Here is a 22,658-nt window from a genome sequence, read left to right as displayed (position 1 = left end):
CCTTCCCGCTCCCCCACCCGGCCACCCATCAGCATACTTAAGTAGGTGGCCGGGTGGGGGAGCGGACAGGCACCGCAGACGCGACGTGTCGCGTCCCGAACGGAGCTGAGTCTCTTGCCGATAAACGATACAGGCGATAGCATCGCGGCAACGGACCGGGGGGGCGGCATGGCACGGCGCGATCGGATATTGCGGTTCACGGTGCTGGTGCTGCGCGTGCTGCTGGTGCTCAACATCGTCTTCGCCGCCGTCTTTGCCATCGCCCTGGTCGCCAGCGTGCCGCTGCACGCGGCGTTCGCCGCCAAGATCGCCGCCAAATATCCCGCCGCGAACGCTGGCGCGGTGATCGCCGGGGTGCGCTGGCTGCTGCTGCTCGGCATCGTCGCGGCGGTGCCGGCGCATGTCATCTTCTCGCGATTGTCGGCGGTGATGGGCACGGTGCGCATCGGCGAGACGTTCGCGTCGCCCAATGCGCGGCGGGTGGCGCTGATCGGCTGGGCGTTGCTCGCGATCCAGTTGCTCGATTTCCCGCTGGCGCTGATCGTGCGGCGGTTCGACGGGCTGGGGATCGAGGCGGGCGGATCGACACTGTCGATCGGCGGCTGGCTGTCGGTGCTGGTCGCCTTCATCCTCGCGCGCGTGTTCGCCGAAGGGGCGGCGCTGCGCGAAGACCTTGAGGGCACGGTCTGATGGCGGTGCTCGTCCGTCTCGACGAGGTGCTGCTGGCCCGGCGCATGACGCTGACCGAACTGGCGCAGGCGGTGGACATCACCCTCGCCAACCTCTCGATCCTGAAAACCGGCAAGGCGCGCGCGATCCGGTTCACGACGCTCGACGCGATCTGCCGCGTGCTCGACTGCCAGCCCGGCGACATCCTCGTCCATGCAGCGACCGGGGATGGCATGGGGGACGCACTCGACGACTGAACCACGACCAAGGGGGACGATATGATGCGAGGAATGAAGGCAATGCTGCTGGGGGCGGCATTGTGCGCGCTGCCGGCGAGTGTGCTGGCGCAGCCACGCGCGACGACCGTGGCGGCGCCGGCCAAGCTGGCGATCGACATGCACTATGTCACGCTGCCCAATGGCCTCAAGGTCGTGCTGTCGCGCGACACGCTGGCCCCCACGGTCACGGTCGGCGTCTATTACGGGATCGGTTTCCGCGTCGAACCGCGCGAGCGCACCGGCTTCGCGCATCTGTTCGAACATCTGATGTTCCAGGGGTCGCAGAACGCGCCCAAGGGCGTGTTCGTCAGCACGATCAGCAACGCCGGCGGCATTCTGAACGGATCGACCCGGTTCGACTTCACCAATTATTTCGAGATCGCGCCGTCGAACGCGCTGGAACGCATCCTGTGGCTGGAGGCCGACCGGATGGCGCGGCCGGTCATCAACGATGCGGTGCTCAAGAACCAGCAGGGCGTGGTGGGCAACGAGGTGAAGGTCAACGTCCTCAACCAGCCCTATGGGACGTGGCCGTGGATCGACCTGCCGATGCTGGCCAACACCAACTGGCACAACAGCCATAATTTCTACGGCGATCTGAAAGAGATCGAGGCGGCGACCGTGGCCGACGCGACGCAGTTCTTTTCCAGCTTCTATCGTCCCAACAACGCCGTCCTCGTGGTCGCGGGCGACATCGACTACGCGCAGGCCGAGGCGATGGTCCGCAAATATTTCGGCCCGCTGCAACGCGGCGCGCCGGTGGTGCTCCCGGACCTCACCGAACCGCGCCAGACGGCGGAAAAGACCCGGTCCCGCGTCGACGCGCTGGCCCCCAAGCCGGGGTTCGCGGTCGGATACCACATGCCGCCGCGTGGCACGCCCGAATGGTATGCGATGGGGCTGATCGACCAGCTATTGCTGCAGGGCGACGACAGCCGCCTCGCGCGCAAGCTGAAAGCCGATACCGGCATCACCGGCGATCTGGGCGGCGGGATCAATGCGTATCTGGGCAGCATGTACAATTACAACGGGCCGATGCTGTGGGCGTTCAACTTCACCCATGACCCGCAGTTCGGCGACGCGCAAATCCGTGCCGCGATCGATCCGGTGATCGAGAGCCTGCGCACCATCCCGGTGAGCGCGGCCGAGCTGGACCGGGCGCGGACCAAGCTGCGCTCCGACCTCTATTCGTCGGTCGACGGCGGCACGCGCGTCGGCCTGATCGATCTGCTCGCGGTCTATGCGCTGTTCGACAACGACCCGCAGGCGGTGAACCGGATCGAGGACGGCTTCGCCAAGGTGACGCCCGCGCTGATCCAGAAGACCGCGCAGGACTATCTCCGGCCGACCAACCGGTCGATCTACACCATCGTCCCCGGCGCCGCCGCCGCGAAGGGAGCCAAGTGAGATGAAGCGTTCGATCCTCCTCGCCGGGCTGGCGATCGTCGCCGCCCCGCTCGCCGCCCAGACGGCCACCCCGCCGGCGGCCTTGCCCGCCCCGCCGATCGGTGCGCCCAAAGCCTTCAAGGTGCCCGCCAGCGAAACCTATGCCCTGTCCAACGGCATGCAGGTGACGCTGATCCCCTATGGCAACGCGCCCAAGGTCGCGGTGTCGCTGCGCGTGTTCGCCGGCAATCTGGACGAAGGGCGCGATCCGTGGCTCGCCGATCTGGCGGGCGACATGTTGAAGGAAGGGGCGGGGACCCGCGATTCCGCAGCGCTCGCCACCGCCGCCGCCGGCATGGGTGGCAATCTGGGCGTCGGCGTATCGGCCACCGGCACCGCGATCAACATGGGCGCGCTGAGCGAATTCGCTCCCGCCGCCGTCGCGCTGGTCGGCGATGTCGCGCGTCGCCCGACCTTTCCCGCCGCCGATTTCGCGCGGGTGAAGGCGAACCGCGCGCGATCGCTCACCCAGTCGCTGGCACAGGCAGGGGTACTGGCCGATTATGCGCTGGCGCGGGCGACCTATGGCGACCATCCCTATGGCCGCATCCTGCCGACGACCGCCCAACTGAACGGCTATACGCTCGAACAGGCGAAGGCGTTTTATACCGCCAATTTCGGGGCGCGGCGCGCGCATCTCTATGTCGCCGGGCGGTTCGACGCGGCGGCGGTGAAGGCGGCGGTGGCCCGCGCGTTCGGCGACTGGGCGCAGGGGCCGGAGCGGCTGTCGCTGGTGCCCCGCCAAGCGGCGGGGCCGCGCGTCGTGCTGGTCGACCGTCCGGGCGCACCGCAGTCGACGATCCGCCTCGCGTGGAGCGCGCCGCTGGCCGGGAGCGAGGGCGACATCCCGCTGCGCGTCGGCAACGCGCTGCTCGGTGGCAGCTTCTCGTCGCGGATCACCCGCAACATCCGCGAGGACAAGGGCTATACCTATTCGCCGGGATCGGGAACGGTGCAGCGTCCGGGCGATGCCCAGTGGAGCTTCGACGCCGATGTGACCACCGCCGTCACCGGGGCGTCGTTGAAGGAAGTGTTCAAGGAAATCCGTACGCTCCAGACGACGCCGCCTTCCCCTGAGGAAGCGGCGGGGATGCGCAGCTACAACGCCGGGCTGTTCGTTCTGCGCAATTCAGACAGTTCGTCGCTGATCGGGCAACTGGCGACGCGCGACGCGCTGGGGTTGCCCGCCGACTGGCTCGACCGCTATGTCCCGGCGACGATGGCCGTCACCGACGCGCAGTTCAGCCAATCGGTCGCGCAGGCGTTCCCGCTCGACAAGTTCACGCTGGTCGTGGTCGGCGATCTGGCGAGCGTGAAGCCGCAACTGGATGCGCTCCCGGAATTGAAGGGCGTGCCGGTGCAGACGGTGACAGTGCCGTAAGCGCGCAGGCCATCGGGGCGGCGTGGGTCGCCCCGGTGGCCTTCTTACAGGCGCGGTGCAACCTTCTCCGCACCGTTTTGCAGCAGCGTCACACTGTCGATCATGCCGTTGGTCGCGTGGAACCGTAGTTCGGCGTCCACGATCCGCGCGAAGAAATCGGCCGGTCCCGACGGGTGGATCGGCATCGCCTGTTGCCCGATCAACTGGATCATCAATCGATTGCCCGACCGGAAGACGGTGATGACCTGATCGGGCGGCAGGCGGTATCGCCCCACGAAGCGATCAAGGTCGCCCGGCGCCAGCCGGATCGCGGGGCGCATGGCCGACGGCTTTGGCGGCGGCGGCACGGCGGCGAGGGGGGAGCCGGTGAGAATATGCGTGGCGATGTCGTCGACGCCCGGTTCCGCGCGGGTATTGGCCAGCACCACCACGCCGCGCCGCCGCAGGGGATCGAACGCGATGTTCGCCAGATACCCGCCGGTCGCGCCGCCGTGCGTCACGACCGGGCCGGTCGGCGTCTTCGCGACCGTCCATCCGGTGGCCATCGCGTTGTCGGGGCCATCGCCTTGCGCCCGGACGATGCGCATCGCGTCCATCGCGGGTTTCAGCGGCGTGGGGACGAAGCCCAGATTGGCGGCGAGGAAGGTGAGCATATCGCGCGCGTCCGATCGCAGGCCGCCCGCCGCGACCATCACGCTCGGGTCCCATGCGGCGACCGGGCGCAGGAATTCGTCGTGCGGCGTGGCTTGGTTCCGCAGTGCCGCGCCGGACGATCGCACCTGCGTATCGCGCATTCGCAGCGGCCCGGTGATGCGGGTGCGGACCAGCGTTTCATAGTCGGTGCCTGCCCGTCGCGCGAGGATCTGCCCCAGCAACGCACCGCCGAGATTGGAATATTCATACTGCGCGCCGGCGGGGCGATCCGGCACCCAGTCCTTCAGGAAAGCGCGCATCGCCGCCGGGGTGTAGCCCGCATAGGGGTCGCCCGCCTCGACATAGGGCATGTTGAGCGGCAGCCGCGGCAGGCCCGAACGATGCGTCGCCAGATCGAGCAGCGTGATCGCCCGGCCGCGCACCGGCAGCGTCCAGCCCGGCGGAAGATAGCGCGCCGCCGGGTCGTCGAGCCCGACCTCGCCGCGTGCCGCCATGTCGGCCAGCACCAATGCGGTGAACACCTTGGTGATCGAACCGATTTCGAACAGCGTGTCGGCCCCGGCGGGACCACGCGCGACGATGCGGCGTCCATGGTCGTCGATCACCCCGACCACGATCGCTTCGCCCGGCCGCTGCGCGATGCGGCGGTCGAGGATGTCGCCGATCTCCGCATCGGACGGCAGCGCCCATGCGTCCGCCGCCACCGCCGCGCGGGGCGGCGGACCGCCTGCGACCAGCGACAGCGCAAATGCCGCGTCGCCCTGCGACCAGATGCCGCTCCAGCCCCGCGCCGCCGCATCCCAGCGTCCGCGATAGCGGCTGCCGTTGGCCGGTACGGTGAAGTCGAGCGTCGTCGCGGTCATCGCGATGCCGTCGAGCGGGGTGTTCCACACCCGCTGGTCGATACTGTCGATGCTGCCGCGCACGATGCCGCCGTCATCGACCCGCAGACGCACGACGAGCCGCAACGTCGCGCGCGACGGCAGCGTCAGGGTGCCCGACCAGTCGCCGGGATGGGCCATGGGCGGGAGCCCGGGGGCGGCGACCTGCGCCATCGTGATTGCGGCAATCGGCAGGATCATGGGGCGGATGCTCCGAAAGCCGGACAATTGCCGATCATGAGGGCGGTCGTTGCATCATCGACATGAACTGTCGGTGAAAGAGGACGGGTGCTATGGTTCCGGCATGAAAAAGGGGCGGTCCCCGCGTGGGGCCGCCCCTTTTTCCTTGGCAAGCCGGGATGGAAGTGAATTCCATCCCGTCGGTCGGGCCTTGCGGCCCGCCGGCCGGCCTTGGCGGAGATAGCGAAGCCTTGGCTCCGCTGTCCCGCCTGCGGCTTACTTGACTTCGACGGTCGCGCCGGCGGCTTCGAGCTGCGCCTTGATCTTGGCGGCTTCGTCCTTCGACACGCCTTCCTTGACGGCCTTCGGCGCGCCTTCGACCAGTGCCTTCGCTTCGGTCAGGCCGAGCGCGGTGATCGCACGGACTTCCTTGATGACGTTGATCTTCTTGCCGCCGTCGCCGGTCAGGATGACGTCGAATTCGGTCTGCTCTTCAGCGACCGGAGCAGCGGCGCCACCGGCGGCGGCAGGTGCTGCAACGGCAGCGGCGGCCGAAACGCCCCACTTCTCTTCGAGCAGCTTCGACAGCTCGGCTGCTTCGAGGACGGTCAGTTCGCTCAGCTGGTCGACGATTGCGTTGAGGTCAGCCATGATATTCTCCGTAAATCAGAAAGGTTGTGTTGATGAGGAAGCCGCCGGTCAGGCCGCGTCCTTCTCCGCATATGCCGACAGGACCCGGGCGATCTGTGCCGCGGGAGCCTGGGTGATGGTCGCCAGCTTCGTTGCCGGGGCAACGATGAGGCCGACGATCTTGGCGCGCAGTTCGTCGAGCGAGGGCAGCGAGGCCAGAGCCTTGATGCCTTCCGCGTCGAGCAACTGGCCGCCCATCGCGCCGCCGACGATCTCGATCTTGTCATTCGTCTTGGCGAAGTCGTTGATGACCCGTGCCGCGGCAACGGGATCGGTCGACGTCGCCAGCGCCGTCGGGCCGGTCAGCAGGTCGGCGATCACCGCGTACGGCGTGCCTTCGGCTGCGATCCGGGCAAGACGGTTCTTCGAGACCTTGTAGCTCGCGCCGGCATCACGCATCTTGTTGCGCAGGCCCGTCGATTGCGCGACGGTCATGCCGAGGTTGCGGGTGACGACCACCACGCCGACCTCGTTGAAGGTGCGGTTCAGCTCGGCGACGGCTTCACTCTTCTGAGTGCGATCCATGCCGTTCTCCTTAACTGGGGCGTATCCGGGTGCCGGATATGCCCGCGAACGATCCGCTCGCCGTGAGGACGACGAACGGGGCGAAAAGTCCGTGAAGGGGCATGGTCGCCACGGCAGTATGCCCATGGCAGGCCCACGCGAAACCGCGCGGGCATTTGCAACACATTCCCCGCCTCGGCAGGACATTAAGCGGGAAACCCGCACCTGCTGTCTCGGACGGACGTCGTGCGGACGAATCCGGGTACGACGCTTGAGGGCGCGCCTAGTCGCGATCGGCGGGGGAGTCAAGGTAGCGGACGGGGTTGACCTTGCCCGCGCGCGCTTCATAGCTCGGCGAAACCATGTTCACCGGGGAACGATGCCGATACTGCTGGAAATCTGCATCGACAGCATGGGCGGATGCGAGGCGGCGATCGCCGGCGGCGCGCAGCGGATCGAGCTGTGCGGGGCGTTGTCGGTGGGCGGGCTGACGCCGTCGCCGGGGCTGGTGGCGCAGGTCGTGGGCGTCGCGCGGACGGCGGGGGTGCGCGTCCATGCGATGGTGCGGCCGCGCGCGGGCGATTTCGCCTATGACCGACACGAGGCCGCGACCGCGCTGGCCGATGCGCGGGCGCTGATCGCCGCCGGGGTCGACGGGCTGGTGTTCGGCGCGGTGCGCGGCGGCGCGCTCGACATGGACGTGCTGGGTGACTGGGTGGCGGCGGTGGTTGCGCAACGGCACGACATCGACCTGACGCTGCACCGCGCGGTCGACCTGCTGCCCGATCCGGTCGCGGCGGTGGAACCGGCGGTGGCGCTGGGCTTCGCGCGGATCCTGACGTCGGGCGGCGCGGTGAAGGCGGTGGACGGTGCGGCCGTGATCCGGGCGATGCAGGCCCGTGCCATCGGGCGGATCGTGGTGATGCCGGGATCGGGCGTGCGGCCGGACAATGTCGCCGCGCTGCTGGCCGCGACCGGGGCGAGCGAGGTCCATGCGTCGGCAGGGATGCCGGTGGTGCAGGACGATGCGAAGGTCGCCGCGCTGGGCTTTGCCGCGCCGCTGGCACGGACCGACCGGGCGACGGTCGCCGCGCTGCGCGATGCGATCGATCGGGGAGAGAGCGAATGACGATGGGAACGATCGATCGCCGGACGCTGCTTGGCGGCACGGCGGGGACGCTGGCGGTGGCGGGGCTGCCGTTGCCGTTGCACGCCGCGCCGCGCGGTGCGGGGTTGCGCGGGCTGCCGCACGGACTGGCGCCACGCGGCGGCGTGCCGGCGCGGTTGCCGGTGGTCGATCCATCGCGCGCGCTGCTTAATCGGGGGTGGCTGTTCCACGAGGGCGACATCGTGCCGCCCGCGCCGCTGACGCATGACGCGACCTATCTGAACGCCAAGGCCGGTAATGCGCGCGGGGCGGCGGCGATGGACCATGACGACAGCAACTGGGCTTCGGTCACGCTGCCGCACGACTGGGCATCGGCGCAACCGTTCGTCGAGAGCGCGAACGTGTCGCAGGGCTATCGCCCGCGCGGGATCGGCTGGTATCGTCGCACGCTGCGGCTCGATCCGGCGGATCGGGGCAAGCGGCTGGAACTGCATTTCGGCGCGATCGCCACCGCCTCGACGATCTGGATCAACGGCAGCGTCGTGGCGCGCAACTTCTCCGGCTACAACGCGATCACCATCGACCTGACGCCGTTCGCGCGGTTCGGCGACGAACTGAACGTCATCGCCGTGCGGGTCGATGCGACGCAGATGGAAGGCTGGTGGTACGAAGGGGCCGGCCTCTACCGCGACATCTGGCTGGCGAAGCGATCGGCGGTAGGAATCGCGACCGACGGGGTCCATTGCGACCCGCGCCGGGGCGACGGCGGCTGGCAGGTGCCGTTGGCAGTGACGCTGGAAAGCATCGCGCGCGGCGAGGCGACGGCGAGCGTTACCGCCGAACTGATCGATCCGGCGGGCAAGGTCATCGCCACCGCGACCGGGCAGGCGAGGGTGACGCCGCTCGGGCAGGCCAGCGTCGCGCTGACGCTGCCGGTGGCGCAGCCGGCATTATGGTCGATCGAGACGCCAACGCTGTATGCGGTGCGGGTGACGAGCGAGGCGGCGGGCGGGCGTGACGAACGGCGGGTGCCCGTCGGCTTCCGCACGATCCGCTTCGATGCGGATCAGGGCTTCTTCCTCAACGACAAGCCGGTCAAGCTGAAGGGCGTGTGTCTGCATCAGGACCATGCCGGGGTCGGGGTGGCGGTGCCCGACGCGCTGCTCGAATGGCGGTTGCAGCGGATGAAGGACACCGGCGTCAACGCCATCCGCTGTTCGCACAATGCGCAGGCCGACGCTTTCTATCATCTGTGCGACCGGATGGGGTTCGTCGTGATGGACGAGAACCGCGTCTTTAACCCGGCGCCGGAGAATATGGCGCAGCTCGAATGGCTGGTGCGGGCGCATCGCAACCATCCGAGCATCATCCTGTGGTCGGTGTTCAACGAGGAACCGATGCAGGGCACCGAGGCGGGCGTCGAGATGGTGCGGCGGATGGCCGCGCGGGTCCATGCGCTCGACGGCAGCCGGCCGGTGACGGCGGCGATGAACGGCAGCTTCTACGACCCGCAGAACGTGTCGAGCGTGGTCGATGTGATGGGGTTCAACTATTATCAGGGCGATTACGACAAGTTCCACGCGCTGAACCCCGCGAAACCCAGCACCTCGTCGGAGGATACCAGCGCCTATATGACGCGCGGCGCCTATGCGACCGACAAGGCGGCCAACGTCATGACCTCGATGGATACCGAGGCCGCACCGTGGGGCGCGACGCACCGGCAGGCTTGGGCGGAGATCGCCAAACGCCGCTTCGTCGCGGGCGGGTTCGTGTGGACCGGGTTCGACTATCACGGCGAGCCGACGCCGTTCACCTGGCCGAGCGTCGCGAGCTTCTTCGGCATCCTCGACCTGTGCGGTTTCGCCAAGACCGCCTATGACATCCACCGCGCGCATTGGATAGACGACGAGGCGGTCGTCGGCATCGCGCCGCACTGGACATGGCCCGGACGTGAGGGACAGCCGGTCGAGCTGCTCGTCACGAGCAACGCCGATCGGGTGCGGGTGCTGCTCAACGGGCGGATGATCGGCGAACAGGCGGTCGACCGGATCATGGGCAATGCCTTCACCGTGCCCTACGCGCCGGGGCGGCTGGAGGCGGTGGCCCTGCGCGGCGGACGCGAGGTCGCGCGCGCGATCCACGAGACGGCGGGGCCGGCGGTGGCGCTGCGGCTGACGCCGGCGCGGGCCACGATGCTGGGCGACGGTGAGGATGTGGTGGCGGTCACGATCGACGCGGTCGATGCGCAGGGGCGGCATGTTCCGACCGAGAACCGGGCGACGCGCTTCACGGTCGCCGGCGCGACGCTGATCGGCGTCGGCAACGGCAATCCCAACAGCCATGAGAGCGAAAAGGCGCCAGAGCGGGCGCTGTTCAACGGCCTCGCGCAGATGCTGGTGCAGGCCGAGATCGGGCGTGGGCCAGTCACGATCGTCGCGCAGGCGGAGGGCTTGCGCCCCGCGCGGCTGACGATCCCCCGGATCGCCGCCGAACCGCGCGCGCAGGTGGCGGCGACGCCGGGCGGGGCGTTCATCGCCGGCTGGCGACGCTCGCCGGCATTCGCCGCCAGCCCCGATCCGGCGCTGGCCCCGTCCGCCGACGACAATAATAGCTGGGCGTTCACCCGCAGCGGCACGCCGACCCCGCCCGAACCGGCGCGCAGCTTCCGCCTGTATCGCGCCGCCATTCCGGTGCGGCGGCGGGTGATGGCGGACGGCGGCGTCATCGCCTTCGCGGCCATCGCCGGGCTGGCGAAGGTCTATGTCGACGGCCGGCTGGTCGCCATCAAGACGGAGGCGGCACCGGGGCCAGTGAACGTGGCGATTCCGGCGGGCGCGAAGACGGTTGCGGTGCTGGCGGAGGCGGCAGCGAACCAGCCGTCGGGAATCACCGGCGTGGTGCGGGTGCTGACGAAGGGGTAGCGGTGGGCCGCGATGTTCCCCTCGAAAGGGCAACATCGCGGCGTTGCAGCCTTACCGGAACGCGCCGATCTCGGCGACGGCGATCGCCGGGGCGGGGACCGCCGGTTGCGGGAAGGCGAAGCGCAGGTAGCGCGCAGGCCGTGGGGTCGGGAAGGGCAGGCGCTGCGTCGCGCGGGCGTAGTTGATGTTCTGGAACTCACCTTCGCCGCCCGGTGTCCAGCTCCGCCCGTCGACGCTGGTTTCGACGCGGTAGCGCATTGGCGGGGCGGCCTGCGGATCGATGTGGCGGGTGGGGGTGAGGGTGAAGCCGGCCAGCGTCTCCGAACGACCCATGTCGATCGTCAGGCTGGCGGGGGCCGGGCTGATCCATGCGGTGCGCGGGGAAGCGTCGAGGATCGCCGCGCCGCCGGGCGCGCTGGCGGCGGTCACGCGCCAGCCGGTGCGATCGACGATGCTCGGATCGTTGTTGCGCGCGGGCGGCAGGGTGGCGGGGGCGACCGAGCGGAACAGCGCGAATTCGCGCAGCGCCGGGCCGGCCTCGGCGGCGATGGTGCGGAAGCGGACGCGGCGCGGGGCGATCGGCGTGCCCAGGCGGATCAGGCGCTGCGGCCCGACCATGTCCTTTTCGGCGACCGTGGTCCACACGTCACCGCCGTCCGACACGTCGATCGCGAAGCGGGTGACGCGCAGGCCGAGCGGCAGCCATTCCTGCAACCGGATGGTGTCGAAGCTGCGGCCGGGCGGCAGGTCGAGCGTGACCGTCGCGTCCCTCGCATCGGCGGGCGCGAGCCAGAAGGTGTCGAGCCGCCCGTCGTTGACGTTGCGCGCGCTCCCCCCGGCATCGGCGCTGGCGGTGACGACCGCGCCTGCCGCCAGATCGGTCGCGAAGGTCGCGCGGATCGCGTCGCCGAACGCGGTGAGGCTGGCGACGTCGCGGTCGGGAATGCGGCCGCGCCGGTCGGGCGGCAGGTTGAGGTGGAAGGTGGTGCCATGGCCGACCGACTGGTCGTACATCTCCATGATCTTCTGCGGCGTCTTGACCTGCGCATCCTCGTCGGCGTGGTAGAACCAGCCGGGCCGGATCGAGACGTTGGTTTCGGCCGGCCACCACAGGGGTGCGCCGCGCACGCCGGTATTGCCCTCGGCCTGATCGTACGGATGGTCGGGCATCGTCGGCCAGCACGGGTCGGCGGCGTGGCCGTCCTCGTTCCCGACCCAGCGGATGTCGGCGCCCAGCGGATCGAAGGTGCAGGCATCGGGTTGCAGGTCGTGGACCAGCTTCACGATCGACGGCCAGTCGTAATAGGCCGGGGCGTCGATCCGCCGCGTCTCGCGCGCGCCGCCGTAATAGCCGTCACCGCCGTTCGCGCCGTCGAACCACACCTCGAACAGCTTGCCGTAGCGGGTGCAGAGTTCGGTCAGTTGCGCGCGATAATAGGTGATGTAGGCGGGCGTGCCGTAATCGGCGCGGTTGCGGTCCCAGGGGCTAAGATACACGCCGAAATCGATCCCGCCGCGCGCGCATGCCGCCGCCAGTTCGCCGACGATGTCGCCCTTGCCCTGTTTGTAGGGCGAATTGCGGATGCAGTGCTCGGTCAGCATCGTCGGCCACAGGCAGAAGCCGTCGTGATGCTTGGCGGTGAGGATCAGGCCGGTCAGCGCCCCCGCCTTGGCCGCCGTGACGATCTGGTCGGGATCGAAGTCGGTCGGGTTGAACAGCTTGGGGTCCTCGTCGCCATAGCCCCATTCCTTGTCGGTGAAGGTGTTGATCGAGAAATGGATGAAGCCGTACTGGCGGCGATCATGCCATTTGAGCTGACGCGGCGACGGCGTCGCCCCCCATGGCGCGGGGAGGGGGCCGGCACCGCCGTTGGGACGGACCGGGCTGCACGCGGCGGCGCCGGCGATCAGGCTGCTGCCCATCAGGCTGCGGCGGGAAAGGGTCATTGCGGTGCTCCGAAAGCATGGGGTTCGAGGGGTTCGGGGATCAGCCAGGTCTGTGCGATCTGATGGCCGCGCCCGCCACCGCCGATGCCGGGCGGGCGGTGCCATTCGAGGGTCAGCGCGCCATCGGCGGTGAGCGCCTGCGGGATCGGCGTCTCGACGGTTTCGGGGTTGGCGGTACGGGCACGATAGGGGTGGAGTTCGGTGCCGTCGCCCATCAGCCGCATTGGCAGCGCATAGCCCTCGCCCGCCCAGCGCGCGACGAGGCGGTAGCGGCGGTTGCGCTCCAGCCCGGTGTAGCGCAGGCGGACCGGGGTTTCGTACAGTCCCTCGGCGTAGCTGAGGTCGGCCATGCGCCAGCCCTCGTCGGGGATATGGTCGGCGATACCGTCGATCGCGCTTGCCAGCGATTGCGGATCGGCGTCGAAACCCGGCCCCCGGACAAGATGCGGCTCGTTCAGGGGATCGCCGAGATCGTCGTACAGCGCCATGTCGCGGTTGCGCCACGGATCGCCGATCGCGTGGAGGCGGGCGGCGGCGTCGGGCCGGGACAGGGCGGCGGCGATACCGGCTTCAACGGCGGTGCGATCGTTCAGCGCAATATCGGCGCGGTCGAGGTTCGCGCCGCGTTCCCAGTGCGATGCGCCGTGGCGCACGACCGACAACTGCATCCGCGCACGCTGCCACAGCCGGTCGGCGATGGTGGTGAGGTCGGCGCGCAGCGGCGCAACGATGGCGGGTTCGCTGCGGGCATAGGCGAAGCGCGCGGCGACGGCGGCGGCCTCCGCACCGATGGCGGTGGCCTGTCGCAGCGTCCAGCGCGCCTCGCCCTCGCGCTCGCGCGCGGCGATCAGGCGGTGGCGGACCAGCGCATCATAGGTCGCGCGGTAGCGATAGAGATCGATCCGCCAGTCGGCCCAGGCCGCCGGGCGGAGGCGTTCGACCAGCGTCAGCGTCGCGTCGATCCCGGCATTGGCGGCGGGATCGCCGCGCCAGTTGCCCTCCAGCGCCATCGGCACGGCGGCGAAACCCAAGTCGCCGACGAACATCCGCGCGTAGTCAGCGGCGATCTCGTTCGATGCGGTGGCGGGGTTCCAGCCGAGGCGGAACCACTGGGTCACGTTCCAGTCGTCGTTGACGCCCTCGCTATAGGTCACGAAGCCGCGGCTGCCGGGGCGGAGATACTGAAAGATGCGCTGCGTGGCGGCGGGGCGGGGGTTCACCGGCTCGCGCCCCTGCGTCAGCGCGAAGGCCGGGTGCCAGTCGGGAATCGGGAATTGCGCGTGCATGGTGTGCGCGGTGTCGGGATAGGTCTCAAGCGGATAGGCTTCGCCCACGCGCGCGACATGGGTGGCGAGGCTGTCGCGGGTCTGCGGACCGACGAACAGGCCCGACAGCCAGCGTGGACGTTTGGCCAGTTCGGCATGGAAGGCGTTGAGGCCGGCGGCGTCGAACCCCTGCGTCGAGAGCAGCAGTTCGGCCTTGGGGAAACGCCGGCGCAAGGATGTGGCGAGGCGTTCGCCGAGCGGGAACAGGTCGGTGGGTGCGGTGTGGCCGGGATCGCCGCCGGGGATGTAGAGCGCATCGAGCGCGGGCAGTTTCGCGAGCAGCGCGGTGAGGTCGGCTACCTCGGCTTCGGCGTTGCCGGCCTTGGTATAGTCGCGCAGCGCCGGATAGAAGAGTGCCGTGTCCAGCCCGAGGCGGTGGGTGGCGGCGCTGAGCGCGACCAGCGTTTCGGTGGCGGGCAGCGGCGAGAGCGGCGAGGTTGCGGCATCGTCGGACACCGGCGCCACGAACTGGATGCGGTTGGCCCCCAGCAGCGCGAAATCCTCGATCCGGCGGGTGAGCATGGGGAGGGTCCATGCATCATAGCTGTTGTTCTTGGCGCGGTAGCCGATCTGGGTGCCGCGTATCGTGGTCGCGGGGGCGTCGGTCAGGTGTGCCGGCGCGGTGAGCGTCAGCCCATCGGTGTGGCGCAGCAGCCAGCCGGCGGCATAGAGCCGGGCGCGGGTGGTCGCGGCGCGGATGGTGATGGCGGTCGGCGTGGTGTCGATCGCGAAGGCTTCGGCGGTTAGGCGCGCGGGGAGGAAGCGGATCGTCACTCCGCGCCCCCCGTCATTCCGGCGAAGGCCGGAATCCATTGTGTCGGGTGTTCCCGGCGCTTTCGCTGCCGTCCCCCCATCCATGGATTCCGGCCTGCGCCGGAATGACGACGGGGCGGGACATACCGCCCCGCGCTCCGCCAGCCGTTCGCGTAGCACTTGCGCCGCCGGGTCGGTGCCCTCGACACAGGCAGCGTTCAGCGGCACCGTGACCGGCGCGGCGGCGAGGAGCAGCGCGGCGATCAACGCCGCCCCGGCCGGTCCCCGGGCGCGGACCCGAATGCCTTGTTGGGCGTCGCGCCCATGTCAAACGACAGCGTGCCGCCCTTCACCAGATCGGCATGCGCGATCCAGCTCTTGGTCCATGGCCGGCCGTTCCAGCGGACCGCCTGCACATAGGGCCGGTCGGGGGCGTTGCCGCGCGCCTCGACCACCAGCCGCCTGCCGCTACCGACGCGCACGACGGCGCGGTCGAACAACGGGCTGCCCAGCACATAGACCGCGCTGACCGGATCGACCGGATAGAAGCCGAGCGCCGACAGAAGATACCATGCGCTCATCTGGCCGCAGTCGTCGTTGCCGATGATGCCGTCGGGGCGGTCGTGGTACATTTCGGTCAGCAGCCGGCGGACCATGGCTTGCGTCTTCCACGGTGCGCCGCAGTACGCATACATATAGGCGACATGGTGGCTCGGTTCGTTGCCGTGCGCATATTGCCCGACCAGTCCCGAGATGTCGGGCGGCGCATCGGCGGGCAGTTCGGACGAGGCGTTGAACAGCCCGTCCAGCTTCGCCTCGAACGCGGCATCGCCGCCCATCGCCGCGATCAGGCCGGGGATGTCGTGCTGGTTCAGGAACGTCGCCTGCCAGCTATTGCTCTCGGTATAGTCGCGCCATTTCTTGCTGTGGGCGATGCCGTTGGGGGCGAAGGGTTCGGCCCAGCGTCCGTCGGCAAGGCGGGCGCGGGCGAAACCGGTCTTCACGTCGAACACGTTGCGCCAGTTGCCCGACCGTTTGCGTAGCCGCGCCGCGCCGGCGGCATCGCCCGCCGCATCGGCGATGCACGCGCCGGCATAATCGTCATAGGCATATTCGAGCGTTTTCGACACGCTCTCGAAGATGCGGTCGGCCGGGGCATAGCCCAGCTCGTCATAGGGCTGCACGCCGATGCTGTTGTCGAGATTGGGGGTCGACCAGTCGAACGAGCGCTTCTTCACCCCGCCCCATGCGGCGGCATAGTCGCCGGGCACGCCCTTGGCGCGCGCCTCGGCCAGCACGGGGACTGCATGCCAGCCGATCATCGTGCCGGTCTCCACGCCCTGCAACGGCCAGACCGGCGGGCCGAACGGGCTTTGCTGCGTCTGGCGGATCAGGTCGCCGACGAATTCGCGGGTGCGCGCCGGGCGGATCAGCGTCTGCAGGGGATGGAAGGCGCGATAGGTGTCCCACAGCGAATAGGCGCTGTACGCCTGTTCGCCCTTCGGCACGCTATGCACCTGCCGGTCGAGCCCGACGTAGCGGCCGTCGACGTCGGAGAACAATGTCGGCCCGATCGAGGCGTGATAGAGCGCTGAAGACGCGACGGTGCGCTGCGCCGCGCTGCCCCCTTCGAAGGTCATCAGGTCCAGCTCGCGCGCCCATGCGGTGCGCGCGGCGCGGGCATAGCGATCGAAGTCCCAATGCTTCGCCTCGGCGGCGAGATTGGCCTTCGCGCCGTTCAGGTCGACGGCCGAAATGCCGGTGCGGATCACGATCGGGGCGCTGCCGGCGTCGGCATAATGCAGCACTGCCTTGACGCGGTTGCCCTTCACGCCCGTGCTGCCGGCGGGCGCGTCGCCGTCGCCGAAGAATTCGATCCGGTCGGGTTTGCGCGACAATTGCATCGCGAAGAAGATCCGCCGCCCCTTGGCCCAGCGGAACACGCGGCGGGTGCCGGTGATGCTGCCGTCCGGTTCCAGCGTCAGCGCGGCATCGTCGATATAAGGGCGCTGGTTCGGCCCCTCCATCACCAGATGCGACATGTCGATCAGGATATGGCCGGGGCCGGCAGGGAAGCGATGCCGCTGGATGCCGGTGCGTTCGGTCACGGTCAGTTCGGCGCGAACCCCGCTTTCGAGCGTGACAGCGTAATAGCCGGGCTCGGCGACTTCATTCGAGAAGCGCTGGCGATAGCCCGCGTCGGGGTTGTCGCGCGGCCCGCCCTCCAGTCGCACCGGTCCGCGGGTCGGCACCACCAGCACGTCGAGCATGTCGCCGATGCCGGTGCCCGACAAATGGGTGTGGCTGAACCCGAGGATCGAGGTGTCGCTCTTGTGATAGCCCGAGCAGGTTTCCCAGCGCGTCGTGTCGGTATCGGGCGACAGTTGCACCATGCCGAACGGCATCGTCGCGCCGGGGAAGGTATGGCCGTCGCCGCCGGTGCCGATGAACAGGTCGGGCCGGGTGCGGGCGGCCACGCCGACCGCGGGAAGCGATGCCGAGACGGCAAGGCCGGCGCTGCTGCCGAGCAGCGTTCGCCGCGAGAGCATCGTCATTTGGGCAGCTCCTGCGTGCCGGTGATGGTGAACGTCACTTCCTGTCCCGGCGTCGCGCCGGGCTGGCCGCCGCCGACGAACAGGCGATATTGCCCCGGCCGCACCGCGCGCTTGCCGTCGAGTGCGACCGTGCTGAGCAGGCGCGGGTCGAGGGTGAAGGTCACGGTTTTCGCCTCGCCCGGCTTCAGCGCGACGCGCTGAAAGCCGACGAGGCTGTGGCGCAGCACCGGATCGTTCCACGCGCCGATCCGGTTGAGCGCGTCGGGCGCGATCAGATAGGCCTGCGCCACTTCCTCGCCCGCACGCTTGCCGGTGTTGGCGATACGGGCGGTTACGGTGAGCGACTGGCCGGCGGCGAGGGTGGCGGGAGCCTTCGCGTCGCTATAGCCATAGCTGGTGTAGCTCCGGCCGAAGCCGAAGCCCCACATCGGCGTGCCGTCGAAATAGCGGTAGGTCCGCCCCTTCATATTGTAATCGACGAAGGCGGGCAGGTCGCTCGTGCGGGCGTAGAAGGTGACGGGCAGGCGGCCCGACGGGTTGGTCGTCCCGTCGAGCACGTCGGCGATCGCGGTGCCGCCGACCTCGCCCGGATACCAGCCGGCGACGATCGCGTCGGCGTGGGTCTTGGCCCATTCGAGCGCGACCGCGCTGCCCGACAGCAGCACGACGACCAGCGGCTTGCCCGTCGCCTTGACCGCTTCGAGCAACGCGGTCTGCGTCGGCGGCAGCGCGATGTCGGTGCGGTCGCCACCCGAGAAGCCGGCGACTTCGAGGCGCAGCGCCTCGCCCTCGACCGCCGGCGACAGGCCGACGAAGGCGACGACGGCATCGGCCGATTGTGCCGCCGCGACTGCCTGCGCGCGTTGCGCCTCGGCAGGGGCGACCCACGTCAGGCGGATGCTGTCGTCGGTGCCGGCGTGGGTGAGGTCGAGGCGGAACGGCTTTGGCGCGGTATCGGTGAAGTCGAGCGTCGCCTCCATCCGTTCGGACTTGCTGTCGTTGGCGGCACCTTCGACCGCCGCGCCGGCAGCGGCGCTGGTCAGCACGTCGCGCCCGTCGATCCACAGCTTCACGCTGTCACGCCCGGTGCATTTGTCCCAGCAGCGGTTGATGTCGATCCTGAGCGTGTAGCGCCCCGGCCCCGGCGGGGTGAGGCTGCCGCTCCAGCGCACCCCGTAGCGATCGACCGGCAGCGCCGCGAGCGGGCTGGTGCGCCGCCAGTTGAAATCGATCGTGCGGTCGGTGCGCGTCGCCACGGGCATGCCGGTCATCGCCGGATCAGCGAAATATTCCGCCTTCAGCCCCGCGCCGAACGCGGTCTGGGGTACGGGAAGCGGCACGTTGTCGGCCAGCGTCGCGCCTTGAGCATAGGCGACGGCGAAGCGCTGCTGCATGCCGGTGAGCGGCGTCACCGGATTGGCCGGGGTGCCGTTGTAATTGCCCTCCAGCACGTCGAGGCTGTCGGCGTTGGGGCCGATCACCGCGATTTTCGCACCGCGCTTGAGCGGCAGGACGCCGTTGTTTTCGAGCAGGACGATCGACTTGCGCGCCGCCTCCAGCGCCAGCGCGCGGTTGGCCGGGGTGTGGAGCGCCGAGGCGGGGATCGAGTCCCAGCGGCTCTTGGCGCCGAACGCATCGCCCAGCCGCTTGCGCGCCTCGAAGGTGCGGGTGAGCGCGCGGTCGATGATCGCCGGCGTCGTCAGCCCGCGTTCGAGCGCCTTGGGCAGCGCGGCGTAGGCGCTGCCGCAATTGAGGTCCATGCCGGCGTTGAGCGCGGCGGCGGAGCCGGCGGCGTTGTCGAGGGTGTAGCGTTGATAATGGGCGATATTGCCGATCGCGTCGCAGTCCGACACGACGAGGCCGGTGAAGCCCCAGTCGCCGCGCAACCGGTCGTTGAGCAGCCAGTCGGCGGCGCAGACCGGCACGCCATGGACGCCGTTATAGGCGCACATCACCGACTGCGCCTGCCCTTCCGTGATCGCGCGGCGGAAGGCGGGGAGGTAGGTCGCCTCCATGTCATAGGGCGCGGTCTGCACGCTGAAGGCGTCGCGCCCGGCTTCGGGGCCGCTGTGCGCGACCAAGTGCTTGGGGGTGGCTATCACGCGCGGTTGCAGCGGGTCCGGCCCCTGCAATCCCCGGACATAGCCGACCGCGAGGCCGCCGGTCAGCACCGGGTCCTCGCCATAGGTTTCCATGCCGCGACCCCAGCGCGGATCGCGGAAGATGTTGATGTTGGGCGACCAGATCGTCAGCCCCTCGTAGCGCCGGCGGTTCTTGCCGGGCAGCGCATTATATTTGGCGCGGGCCTCGGTCGACACGACGGTGCCGATCCGCTCCATCAGCGGCGCATCCCATGTCGCCGCCAGCCCGATCGCCTGCGGGAACACCGTCGCCACGCCGTTGCGCGCCAGACCGTGCAGCGCCTCGTTCCAATAGTCGTAGGCGGGCAGGGCATCGCCTTGTGCGGGGGCGCTGCTTTGCAGTTGCGCGGCCTTTTCCGCCGGGGTCATCGCCGCGATGGTCGCGGCGATCTGCGGGTCCGGTTCGGCAACGCCGGCGAGGAGCGCGAGGAGGATCGTCATTTCGCTTTCTCCGCGCCCAGCGTCCTGAGGCGCAGCGCTCGTTTCAGGCTGGCGGTCGATGCCTTGCCGGTGATGGTGACGGTAACGCTTTCGCCGGGCAGCAGGTCGAGGAAATTGTCCGACGCCTGTACCGGCAGCGTGCCGAAGTCGATCCACAGCGCGCGCGCCAGCCGGGTGGCGGTGACGGTGAGCGTCGGGCGGCCCTCCGCGTTCGACCAGCGGGTGACGAAGCCCGGATCGGGCAGCGCCATCGCTTTTTCGGGCAGTGCCGAGACGAGGCTGCGCGAGGCGACCCGGCCGTCGATCACCAGTTCGGCGACCGCGAAGGCGGTGCGACGGTCGGCGGTGCCGAACAGGTCGGCATCGGTGAAGATGCCGACCCCCGTCGCCGACAGCGGGGCGAGCGACACCGCATTCTCACGCCGCGCCAGTTCGCGGCCGGTGACGTCGATGGTGCGCACGATCCAGCGCGCCGCGACCGGCTGCGTCGCGTCGGAGATCAATGTAATGCTGGTGCTGCCGCTCTCCTTGCGCGCCGCCGCGATGGCGACAGGGGCGAAGAACCGCCGCGCGGCGAAGTGCAGCGCCTTCCACCGGCCGTAATAATCGATGCTCGACCATGACGCGCCGGGCCACACGTCGTTCAACTGCCAGTAGAGCGATCCCGTCGTGACCGGGCGGCAGGCGCGGTGGTGGAGCGCGCCCAACTGGATGCCGTCGGCCTGCATTACCTGGGAGAGATACACGAAGTCGGCGAAGTCGCGCGGCTCGCGGTAGCGCATGCGGATATAGTCGAGCAGCCGGCCCTGACCCTCGCCCTTCAGGAACTTCTGGTGCGCCTTCATGACCGGCGATTCGATCGCGTAATCTTTCGGTTTCGCGAAGCGGGCGATGGTCGCCATGTCGGGCATCGCCTGTAGCCCGTATTCGGACATGAAGCGCGGGCAGCTATCGAGATAGGCGGTCGCGGGCTTCTTGCCGCCCCACACGTCCCAGTAATGGCGGTCGCCGTCGCCGTCCTGATCGGGCTTGCCGTCATAGTTGCTGCTGGGGCTGCCGGGCCAATAGGGCACGTCGGCGTCGCGCCGCTCGGCGGCGTCGCGCAGCACCTGGTTGAACAGGATCGCCATGCCGACGCCGACGCGCTCGCGCTCCCCCGGCCCGACCCGCGCCTTGAACGCGGTGCGGTCGCTCCACGTCTCCCAGCCCGACAGGACTTCGTTGTTGCCCGACCACAGCACGATCGAGGGGTGCGCCTGCACCCGGTCGACCTGTTCCTCCGCCTCGATCCGCACGCTCTCGCGGAACTCGCGATCATAGGGTGTGACCGCGCCGCCGAACATGAAGTCGGACCAGATCATCAGCCCCAGCGCATCGGCCGCATCGAAGAAGCTGTCGGGCAGATACATGCCCCCGCCCCAGATGCGGATCATGTTCATGTTGGCGGCCTTCGCATCCGCCAGAATTGACTGCATTCGCTGATCGGTGACGCGCGGGCCGAAGCTGTCGAACGGGATCAGGTTCGCGCCCTTGGCGAACATCGGGATGCCGTTGACCTTGAGCAGGAAGCCGCGCCCGATGGCGTCCTTCTTGCGGACCAGCTCGACCGTGCGGATGCCGGTACTGCGCTGCTGGCGGTCGACGATCTCGCCGTCGAGGCTGACGTCGGTGGTGACGGTGTAAAGCGGCTGCGCGCCATAGCCCGCAGGATACCAGAGTTGCGGATCGGCGATGGCGAGCGGCACCGCGACGCGGTTCTCGCCGGCGGCGACCTGCACGGTGCGGCTGGCGCGGACGGGGGTGCCGCCGGGGCCGGTCACGGTCGCGTCGACCTGTACGGTCGCGGCGCGATCGGCGACGATCAGTACCTCGGCGGTGAGACGCGCCTCGGCCGGGGTGACGGCTTCCTGCTGGACGCGCAGCGTCTCGATCCGGGCGTCGTCCCATGCGTCGACCTTGACCGCGCCGTTGGGGCCGACGTTGAGGATGCGGGGACCCCAGTCCCAGCCGTAATGATATTTGGGCTTGCGGATATAGGGCGAGGTCTGCCGCCCTTCGGGTTCGTCGCCGGCGGTCGAATCATATTCACCGGGCAGCGGATTGGCGATGCCCGCCACCACCGGTTTCAGCACGCCGAGCGGCGATTTGAACGCGATGCGGATCTCGTTCGCGCCGGCGCGCAGCAATGGCTTGGCGTCGGCGCGCCAGCGGCGATGGGCATTGTCGGCGGCGAGCAGCTTCGTGCCGTTGACGAAGACCTCGGCAAAGGTGTCGAGCCCGTCGAACACGAGGTCGACGTGGCCCCGCGCCAGCAGCGCCGGGGAAGCGTTCAGGGTTCCGCGATAGTCCCAGTCGCTGCGCCCGACCCACTGGATCGTCGCTTCGTTCAGGCCGACGAACGGGTCGGGCGTGATCCGTGCCGCGATCAGATCGGTCTGGACATAGCCCGGCACCGTGGCGGGGAGCCAGCGCGCGGCCTTCGGATGATCCTTTGCCGCCGCATCGCCGGGGGCGAGGCGGACCTGCCAGCCGCGCTCGAGCGGGATCGTCTGGCGCGGGGCGGCGACGAGCGCGGCGGGGGCGACGGCGAGCAGCAGGGCGATCGTGCGCCCCGTCGTCCTGCGCCGATGGGTCGAAGGCTCAAGGACACGCTGGCTCACGCGGATACTCTCCATGGGGCGGTCCGAATCGACCGGCCGTCACGTTCTAAAACAAAAACGGCCCCGGCAAAGCCGGGGCCGCGTACCCCCGGGAGCATCGCCGATGCTCCCGGATCGTTCAGCC

At 69.3% G+C, this 22,658-nt stretch carries 14 protein-coding genes; 6 read left to right on the top strand and 8 right to left on the bottom strand.

Going from position 1 to position 22,658, the window contains the following annotated elements; translation table 11 throughout:
• Positions 1-168 precede the first annotated feature (168 nt).
• From ASG37_RS13220 to ASG37_RS13205, 4 genes are read left to right on the top strand one after another with little or no spacing between them, the layout of a single operon-like run.
• The gene (locus ASG37_RS13220; RefSeq protein WP_055761043.1) at positions 169-690 is read left to right on the top strand and encodes a DUF2975 domain-containing protein; all 522 of its coding nucleotides are present in this window, start codon (positions 169-171) and stop codon (positions 688-690) included.
• Positions 690-926 carry a helix-turn-helix domain-containing protein gene (locus tag ASG37_RS13215; RefSeq protein WP_055761040.1) on the top strand — a complete coding sequence of 79 codons (237 nt, stop codon included), beginning with the start codon at positions 690-692 and terminating at the stop codon, positions 924-926. The genes ASG37_RS13220 and ASG37_RS13215 overlap by 1 nt, the downstream gene beginning before the upstream one ends.
• Before the next feature lie 21 nt (positions 927-947).
• Positions 948-2,354, top strand: a complete 1,407-nt coding sequence (locus ASG37_RS13210; protein ID WP_055761037.1) for a M16 family metallopeptidase — start codon at positions 948-950, stop codon at positions 2,352-2,354.
• Between the two features lies 1 nt (position 2,355).
• On the top strand, positions 2,356-3,774 hold the full coding sequence (locus ASG37_RS13205; RefSeq protein ID WP_055761034.1) for a M16 family metallopeptidase: 1,419 nt from the start codon (positions 2,356-2,358) through the stop codon (positions 3,772-3,774).
• A 44-nt stretch (positions 3,775-3,818) separates the two neighbouring features.
• On the opposite strand, the gene ASG37_RS13200 is transcribed toward ASG37_RS13205, so the two are convergent.
• The 3 genes from ASG37_RS13200 to rplJ all read right to left on the bottom strand — a co-directional run bounded on the left by ASG37_RS13200 (position 3,819) and on the right by rplJ (position 6,704).
• Entirely contained in the window at positions 3,819-5,510 is a 1,692-nt protein-coding gene (locus tag ASG37_RS13200) for a serine hydrolase (RefSeq protein WP_055761031.1), read from the bottom strand.
• Positions 5,511-5,765: 255 nt separating this feature from the next.
• Entirely contained in the window at positions 5,766-6,140 is a 375-nt protein-coding gene (rplL, locus tag ASG37_RS13195; RefSeq protein ID WP_055761028.1) for a 50S ribosomal protein L7/L12, read from the bottom strand.
• A gap of 48 nt (positions 6,141-6,188) precedes the next feature.
• Positions 6,189-6,704, bottom strand: a complete 516-nt coding sequence (rplJ, locus tag ASG37_RS13190) for a 50S ribosomal protein L10 (protein ID WP_055761025.1) — start codon at positions 6,702-6,704, stop codon at positions 6,189-6,191.
• A gap of 358 nt (positions 6,705-7,062) precedes the next feature.
• On the opposite strand from rplJ, the gene ASG37_RS13185 reads away from it, so the two are divergent.
• Both ASG37_RS13185 and galA read left to right on the top strand, forming a co-directional pair.
• Positions 7,063-7,812 (top strand): copper homeostasis protein CutC, encoded by a 750-nt coding sequence (locus tag ASG37_RS13185; RefSeq protein WP_055761020.1) that lies wholly within the window; start codon positions 7,063-7,065, stop codon positions 7,810-7,812.
• Positions 7,813-7,814: 2 nt separating this feature from the next.
• Positions 7,815-10,712 carry a beta-galactosidase GalA gene (galA, locus tag ASG37_RS13180; RefSeq protein ID WP_156349215.1) on the top strand — a complete coding sequence of 966 codons (2,898 nt, stop codon included), beginning with the start codon at positions 7,815-7,817 and terminating at the stop codon, positions 10,710-10,712.
• 51 nt (positions 10,713-10,763) lie between these two features.
• Here galA and ASG37_RS13175 read toward each other — a convergent pair whose 3' ends face one another.
• The 5 genes from ASG37_RS13175 to ASG37_RS13155 are packed head-to-tail and all read right to left on the bottom strand — an operon-like array spanning position 10,764 to position 22,549.
• The gene (locus tag ASG37_RS13175) at positions 10,764-12,659 is read right to left on the bottom strand and encodes an alpha-L-fucosidase (protein ID WP_055761018.1); all 1,896 of its coding nucleotides are present in this window, start codon (positions 12,657-12,659) and stop codon (positions 10,764-10,766) included.
• Positions 12,656-14,965, bottom strand: a complete 2,310-nt coding sequence (locus ASG37_RS13170) for a hypothetical protein (protein WP_414888229.1) — start codon at positions 14,963-14,965, stop codon at positions 12,656-12,658. The genes ASG37_RS13175 and ASG37_RS13170 overlap by 4 nt, the downstream gene beginning before the upstream one ends.
• Before the next feature lie 35 nt (positions 14,966-15,000).
• The gene (locus tag ASG37_RS13165) at positions 15,001-17,292 is read right to left on the bottom strand and encodes a GH92 family glycosyl hydrolase (RefSeq protein ID WP_055761015.1); all 2,292 of its coding nucleotides are present in this window, start codon (positions 17,290-17,292) and stop codon (positions 15,001-15,003) included.
• A complete protein-coding gene (locus ASG37_RS13160; protein WP_055761013.1) occupies positions 17,289-19,874 on the bottom strand; it encodes a glycoside hydrolase family 3 C-terminal domain-containing protein in 2,586 nt (861 codons plus the stop codon). The genes ASG37_RS13165 and ASG37_RS13160 overlap by 4 nt, the downstream gene beginning before the upstream one ends.
• Positions 19,871-22,549, bottom strand: a complete 2,679-nt coding sequence (locus tag ASG37_RS13155) for a beta-mannosidase (protein ID WP_082448464.1) — start codon at positions 22,547-22,549, stop codon at positions 19,871-19,873. Before ASG37_RS13155 ends, ASG37_RS13160 begins: the two co-directional genes overlap by 4 nt.
• Positions 22,550-22,658: the final 109 nt, after the last annotated feature.

Source organism: Sphingomonas sp. Leaf407 (genome assembly GCF_001425385.1).
GTDB lineage: Bacteria > Pseudomonadota > Alphaproteobacteria > Sphingomonadales > Sphingomonadaceae > Sphingomonas.
The sequence above is the reverse complement of the archived record's forward strand: the minus strand, read 5'-3'. Positions and strand labels throughout refer to the sequence as shown.

Excerpts from the sequence above, each read along its gene's own strand:
- rplJ (WP_055761025.1), bottom strand. The coding sequence starts at position 6,704 with ATGGATCGCACTCAGAAGAGTGAAGCCGTCGCCGAGCTGAACCGCACC.
- ASG37_RS13160 (WP_055761013.1), bottom strand. The coding sequence starts at position 19,874 with ATGACGATCCTCCTCGCGCTCCTCGCCGGCGTTGCCGAACCGGACCCG.
- rplL (WP_055761028.1), bottom strand. The coding sequence starts at position 6,140 with ATGGCTGACCTCAACGCAATCGTCGACCAGCTGAGCGAACTGACCGTC.
- ASG37_RS13165 (WP_055761015.1), bottom strand. The coding sequence starts at position 17,292 with ATGACGATGCTCTCGCGGCGAACGCTGCTCGGCAGCAGCGCCGGCCTT.
- ASG37_RS13215 (WP_055761040.1), top strand. The coding sequence starts at position 690 with ATGGCGGTGCTCGTCCGTCTCGACGAGGTGCTGCTGGCCCGGCGCATG.
- ASG37_RS13185 (WP_055761020.1), top strand. The coding sequence starts at position 7,063 with ATGCCGATACTGCTGGAAATCTGCATCGACAGCATGGGCGGATGCGAG.
- galA (WP_156349215.1), top strand. The coding sequence starts at position 7,815 with ATGGGAACGATCGATCGCCGGACGCTGCTTGGCGGCACGGCGGGGACG.
- ASG37_RS13175 (WP_055761018.1), bottom strand. The coding sequence starts at position 12,659 with ATGACCCTTTCCCGCCGCAGCCTGATGGGCAGCAGCCTGATCGCCGGC.
- ASG37_RS13200 (WP_055761031.1), bottom strand. The coding sequence starts at position 5,510 with ATGATCCTGCCGATTGCCGCAATCACGATGGCGCAGGTCGCCGCCCCC.
- ASG37_RS13210 (WP_055761037.1), top strand. The coding sequence starts at position 948 with ATGATGCGAGGAATGAAGGCAATGCTGCTGGGGGCGGCATTGTGCGCG.
- ASG37_RS13205 (WP_055761034.1), top strand. The coding sequence starts at position 2,356 with ATGAAGCGTTCGATCCTCCTCGCCGGGCTGGCGATCGTCGCCGCCCCG.
- ASG37_RS13155 (WP_082448464.1), bottom strand. The coding sequence starts at position 22,549 with ATGGAGAGTATCCGCGTGAGCCAGCGTGTCCTTGAGCCTTCGACCCAT.
- ASG37_RS13220 (WP_055761043.1), top strand. The coding sequence starts at position 169 with ATGGCACGGCGCGATCGGATATTGCGGTTCACGGTGCTGGTGCTGCGC.